General features: G+C 37.6%; 2 protein-coding genes and 2 pseudogenes. 2 read left to right on the top strand and 2 right to left on the bottom strand.

Going from position 1 to position 2,788, the window contains the following annotated elements:
* Positions 1–1,576, bottom strand: a 1,576-nt coding sequence (locus RHOW815_RS07665; protein ID WP_215217719.1) for a leucine-rich repeat domain-containing protein, incomplete at its 3' end; no start/stop codon positions are given.
* Between the two features lie 142 nt (positions 1,577–1,718).
* On the opposite strand from RHOW815_RS07665, the pseudogene RHOW815_RS07660 reads away from it, so the two are divergent.
* Together RHOW815_RS07660 and RHOW815_RS07655 are read left to right on the top strand one after the other, a co-directional pair.
* A pseudogene (locus RHOW815_RS07660) lies at positions 1,719–1,976 on the top strand (IS481 family transposase); the annotation flags it as partial.
* A gap of 117 nt (positions 1,977–2,093) precedes the next feature.
* Positions 2,094–2,375: pseudogene (locus tag RHOW815_RS07655) on the top strand (DDE-type integrase/transposase/recombinase); the annotation flags it as partial.
* Between the two features lie 156 nt (positions 2,376–2,531).
* On the opposite strand, the gene RHOW815_RS09445 reads toward RHOW815_RS07655, so the two are convergent.
* On the bottom strand, positions 2,532–2,788 hold a 257-nt coding region (locus tag RHOW815_RS09445), incomplete at its 5' end, for a transposase (protein ID WP_502757465.1).

Here is a 2,788-nt window from a genome sequence, read left to right as displayed (position 1 = left end):
GATAACTTATAATTTTTTTAGCAAGTGCTTTTTTCATCTCTCTACCTGCTTTATAATCAGCGGTATAAGATAATCGATGTAGCCAAGAGCTCAATTCTGGTGTTTCTTCGAGTTTAGCAAACTTTGTAGGAGTTTTATCTATGATAGCATACAAACTCTTTAAAGACTCTTCGATAGATTTTTCCTCATTTAAATCCGTATCAGCGATATCAGCGATGGAATAGTTTATCCGAGGTCCTGAGTAATTAGAAGTCTCGGTTCTAGCTCTTAATCTTTCTAGAATAGCCATGGATAAATTACATTGTGTTAAGTCAATGATACATTGAGAAGAAAGCGCTAGTATGCTCATAGGAATTCCAGATAAAGTTGCATTGCGTTCAAGGTACAGATTGGTCAACACTTGTAGATTCCCAAAGGATGCAGGTAGGGTTGTAAGTTGGTTATTGGTAAGGTACAGATAGGTCAACGCTTGTAGATTCCCAAAGGATGCAGGTAGGGTTGTAAGTTGGTTATTGGTAAGGTACAGATTGGTCAACACTTGTAGATTCCCAAAGGATGCAGGTAGGGTTGTAAGTTGGTTATTGGTAAGGCACAGATAGGTCAACGCTTGTAGATTTCCAAAGGATGCAGGGAGGGCTGTAAGTAGGTTATTGTAAAGGTCCAGATAGGTCAACGCTTGTAGATTCCCAAAGGATGCAGGTAGGGTTGTAAGTTGGTTACTGCTAAGGTACAGCTGGGTCAACGCTTGTAGATTTCCAAAGGATGCAGGGAGGGCTGTAAGTAGGTTTCTGCTAAGACACAGCTTGGTCAATGCTTGTAGCTCCCCAAAGAATGCAGGTAGGGTTGTAAGTTGGTTATTGCTAAGGTCCAGACAGGTCAATGCTTGTAGCTCCCTAAAGGATTTAGGTAGGGCTGTAAGTTGGTTACGCTCAAGGTACAGATTGGTCAATGCTTGTAGCTCCCTAAAGGATTTAGGTAGGGCTGTAAGTTGGTTACGCTCAAGGTACAGATTGGTCAATGCTTGTAGCTTCCTAAAGGATGCAGGAAGGGTTGTAAGTTGGTTATTGGTAAGGTCCAGATAGGTCAATGCTTGTAGATTCCCAAAGGATTCAGGTAAAGTTGTAAGTTGGTTACAGCTAAGGTCCAGATGCTTTAACTGATGAAAACAAGGGTTATTAAAAATGTCAGGCAATGAGGTTAAATTTAGATTTTTTAAATCTAAAGTCTCTTTTCTTTGAAATCCTGATAATCCAAGCAAGGCTCGAATTTTTTCCTGAGCGGTGATTCGATCTTCGCCTCTTGGATCTTTTTCTACCCATGTCTTTAAAATGGTTTCACATGAACTTTTAGATAAACTTACATTTGGATCAACTTTATCCACTTTAATTGTGGTTTCTGTTGTGTTTTGACTCCAAACTTTTATTATTTTTTTTGTAAAAAAAACAAAGGGTTTATGACTTATTGTAAGAAAAGGAAGAGTTGCAGTAGCTAATGCAGTCCAACCTGTTGACTGAACAATTTTTAAAGGCATTGTAAGAGCTTTCTGTGTAAATGTATTAATTGAATTTATTGACATGTTAATCCTTATTTTGATATTTTTGCTTAACTTATCAGACATTAAAATTAAGTTTTTTATACAATACGCTATAAATATACGCCTTTTATTTCACAAGAGAAATATCGGCTTGGAGATCTTAGATGTTTAGTCCCAAAGTATACACGATGCTCCTAATGGGGCGCCTAAAAAGATTCATTCCACTATCCTAAGCAATGAAGAAGAGGCTATAATTATTGCCTTTCGCAAGCATACCCTTCTTTCCTTGGATGATTGTTTGTATAATCTACAGTCCACTATTCCCCACCTTACAAGATCTACCCTTCATCGATGCTTACAAAGGCACGGGATAAGTCGTCTGCCTGAAACAAAAGACGAAAAACCCCTTAAGACGAAGTTTACTTCTTATCCTATGGGGTATATAGTAGTGCCGATTCAAACGGCTAGCTTAATGGGGTTCAAGTCAACGAATTGAAACTTGTCGTTAATCCTATATTTTTCTATACGATTGAATCGGAACCACTATATTCATATTCATATTCATATTGATATTGCTGAGGTGCGTACCCAAGAAGGAAAGCTTTATCTCATTGTAGCTATTGATAGGATCTCCAAATTTGCTTACGTAGAGGCTCATCCTCAAACTAGTAAGGCTCTTGCTGCCCAATTTTTGCGGAATCTCATCCAAATTCTTCCCTATAAAATCCATACTATTTTGACAGATAACGGCATCCAATTTACCCATAGGCAACAAGATTTATATGCTTTTACACACATTTTCGATCGAGTATGTGATGAAAACCAGATAGAGCAAAGAATTTATTTACGGTGAGCCAAAGGCAGCTTAAAAACGCATTTTTTTAGAAATAAAAACATTAGGAAAAGTGACTAAAATTTTTTGCAGGAGAAAACCGAAGAAATAGGTAAAGACGACAAATGAGTTGGCTCTTAGAAGCCGTAATATACTAGTGCCGATTCAAACGGCTAGCTTAATGGGATTTAAGTCAACGACTTGAAACTTGTCGTTTATCCTACATTTCAAAATATCTGTTATTTTCGGTATCTCTTCTAAGAAGAATCCTCTAATTGCCTGAAAAAAAGTCACCGACGTTTCGTAATATCGATTGTATACCTTCTTTTCCTTTAAGATCTTCCACAAGCGTTCAATAGGATTCAAATTCGGCGAATAAGGAGGGAGATAGTGCACTTTAATCCTAGAAGACATCAGAAACT

Source organism: Candidatus Rhabdochlamydia sp. W815 (genome assembly GCF_018642185.1).
In the GTDB taxonomy this organism is placed as follows: Bacteria; Chlamydiota; Chlamydiia; order Chlamydiales; family Rhabdochlamydiaceae; genus Rhabdochlamydia; species Rhabdochlamydia oedothoracis.
The sequence above is the reverse complement of the archived record's forward strand: the minus strand, read 5'-3'. Positions and strand labels throughout refer to the sequence as shown.